Source organism: Pseudonocardia hydrocarbonoxydans, from assembly GCF_006539565.1.
Taxonomy (GTDB): Bacteria; Actinomycetota; Actinomycetes; order Mycobacteriales; family Pseudonocardiaceae; genus Pseudonocardia; species Pseudonocardia hydrocarbonoxydans.
The window spans coordinates 1-2,165 of record NZ_BJNG01000076.1 but is presented as its reverse complement, the minus strand read 5'-3'; the positions used below and the strand labels follow the sequence as shown (position 1 = coordinate 2,165).

Below are 2,165 nucleotides of genomic sequence, written 5' to 3'. Positions count from 1 at the left end.
GGTCAAGGGCGCTCCGCTTCGCTCCGCGTCGCTGCGCGACGGCCTAACGGCCGCCCGTGACTGTGAGCCTCCGCGGCCGTGCATGGGAGCCCCAAGGCGGCGGGGGAACAGCACCCCGCCACCCCAAGGGGTACGGGCCGACAGGCCCACCAGCACCGGGAGGCCACCATGCCCGCACGCACCGACCGCAGCCGCACCGTCGAGCAGCCCAGCCCGACCACGCAAGCGCGGATGATCACCAAGTCCTCGGTCGTCACGAGCCTGACCGTCCGCGCCGCCGGACTCGTTCCCGCCCGGCTCGATCTCGCCCACGTTGGCACGGCGGAGCAGCAGCTCGGCCTCACCCTCGGCACCGTGCTGATCTACATCCGAGCCGGGGAGACCGCCCGGGCGGTCGCGGACGGGTGGAGCGGTGCAGCGGTCGGAGCGCGGTCGTTGGCCCCGGCGGTCGCGGGGCGTCGGCCGTTGCTGATCGGGCCCACCACGGTCGGGGCGATGGTCCGGTTCGCCGGGCTGCCGGACGTGACGTGGGCGTCGATGCCGTCCCGGGCGGGTGGGGCGGTTCCGGCGATGCTGCGGATCGAGATCGGCCCGGTCACGTGGGAGGTGTGCGACGCGACCGCCTACACCTCGATGCTGCGCGTGTGGCGCCAGGCGGCCCGGTTGCTGGGGGAGAACTCGACCGAGGACGAGTAGCGGGCGGGGGTTGTGGACAACTCGGGGCGGTCGCCGACGCGGCCGCCCCGAACCCGCGATCCTGCGCGAATGGATATCACCTGGACGCTCGGCGTGCTCAGCGCCAGAGTGGAGAACGTGCAGCCCCTGGCCGACGGGACCGCGACGACGAAGGCGGAGGCGATCGAAGCGGCATCCGACGCTCTCGTCGTGGCGGCGATGGATCGCGGCCGCCAGGAATACCGGGTCTGCGTGGCCGACACCATGATCGGGGTCATTCCGGGCCTGACCGAGCAGGGCGACGTGGACCTGTTCGGCCTCGCCGAGGCTTTGCCCAGGATCACCGGCAGCGATCGATAGACGCGCCCCACCGCCGGGTGCCTGGAGTTACGAGGGCAGCGAGAGGACGGCCCGGCCGACTCACGCGGCTTCTTCGAGGGGGTCTGACCGCGCCGTACGACCGCGCTGCCGTGTCCGGTGGCCAGCGGCGACCTGTGCTCTGGCCCGTTTCAGGCGACCGGCTCACGCGCTCGCCTGCGAGGCGTAGTCGGCCGTTGCCCGTTCGCGCCGCGCCGGTCTGCGCACGAGATTACGGCCAGCGTGAGCGGGCGGTCAGGTCTGCGCGGACCGACGCCGTTCGCGGACGTCTGACACCGTGCGCACGTACTGCTCGATCTCGGCGGTCTTCGCGTCGAGCCATGCGTCGGTGATCACGAAGTGTTCGCCGGCGTGGGCGCGGTTGAGCCGCTGCTGGTCGTCGATGGTGGCCGGCCGCGCGTGCAGTACAGCGTTGCGGATCGTCGCGACAGCGGCGAGGGCATCGCCGGCCGCGACTAGGTACTCGCGCAGGGCGGGGTCTGCGAGGTGCGGCGCGTGGTCCCGGAGCAGCCGGGCGATGAGCCCGGTCGGCTTGCCGCCCAACTTGGCGAGCGTGATCGCGGTCGGCAACTGTGCGCCGGTTCCCGGCAGATCGAACAGCACCATGCCTTCGAGGTAGGTCACGGCGTAGGCGAGCCGGCCGATCTTGAGTAGGTGCCCGTCATCGGGGTACGGGACGGCGGCCATGTCAGTAGATCGCGCCCGGCTCATCCGGCGGCACGGGCACGGCCGGCCCGGGATCGCCGTCGAGGTAGTCAACGGTGGCCCGCTCGCGCACCCACCGCAGCAGCACGGCGTCGCGGATCGTCGCGGTGCAGGCCGGCCCGCCGTACTCGACGTCGGCGAGAGAGCCGGCGCTGCCGGCGAGCGTGACGCGCAGCTCTAGGTTGAGGTCGCCGGTGACCTGCGCTTGCCGGCCGCCGTACTCGACGAGGTCGTGGTCGCCGACGATGTGCTCGTCGGTGCGGATGTTGCCGCGGTCGGTGGTGATCAGCACGTGTCGCTCTCTCGTCGGCGGAACATCTACAGCATCGCAGGTCAGCGGGTCGGGCGTTGCCGCGACGGCGCGGCATCCGGGTCGGTTCGGCCCAAACTCCGGCCGATCAGCCCCC

Annotated in this window: 4 protein-coding genes; 2 read left to right on the top strand and 2 right to left on the bottom strand. The window is 72.2% G+C overall.

What is annotated here, in order from left to right:
- Positions 1 to 168: 168 nt before the first annotated feature.
- Positions 169 to 696 (top strand): hypothetical protein, encoded by a 528-nt coding sequence (locus PHY01_RS26020; protein ID WP_141282911.1) that lies wholly within the window; start codon positions 169 to 171, stop codon positions 694 to 696.
- A 69-nt stretch (positions 697 to 765) separates the two neighbouring features.
- A complete protein-coding gene (locus PHY01_RS26015; protein ID WP_141282910.1) occupies positions 766 to 1,035 on the top strand; it encodes a hypothetical protein in 270 nt (89 codons plus the stop codon).
- A 252-nt stretch (positions 1,036 to 1,287) separates the two neighbouring features.
- On the opposite strand, the gene PHY01_RS26010 is transcribed toward PHY01_RS26015, so the two are convergent.
- Positions 1,288 to 1,740 (bottom strand): hypothetical protein, encoded by a 453-nt coding sequence (locus PHY01_RS26010; protein WP_141282908.1) that lies wholly within the window; start codon positions 1,738 to 1,740, stop codon positions 1,288 to 1,290.
- Between the two features lies 1 nt (position 1,741).
- Positions 1,742 to 2,050 carry a hypothetical protein gene (locus tag PHY01_RS26005; RefSeq protein WP_141282906.1) on the bottom strand — a complete coding sequence of 103 codons (309 nt, stop codon included), beginning with the start codon at positions 2,048 to 2,050 and terminating at the stop codon, positions 1,742 to 1,744.
- Positions 2,051 to 2,165: the final 115 nt, after the last annotated feature.

What these genes read in the sequence shown, in the direction of transcription:
- PHY01_RS26020 (WP_141282911.1), top strand. Translation starts at nt 169, where the DNA reads ATGCCCGCACGCACCGACCGCAGCCGCACCGTCGAGCAGCCCAGCCCG.
- PHY01_RS26015 (WP_141282910.1), top strand. Translation starts at nt 766, where the DNA reads ATGGATATCACCTGGACGCTCGGCGTGCTCAGCGCCAGAGTGGAGAAC.
- PHY01_RS26010 (WP_141282908.1), bottom strand. Translation starts at nt 1,740, where the DNA reads ATGGCCGCCGTCCCGTACCCCGATGACGGGCACCTACTCAAGATCGGC.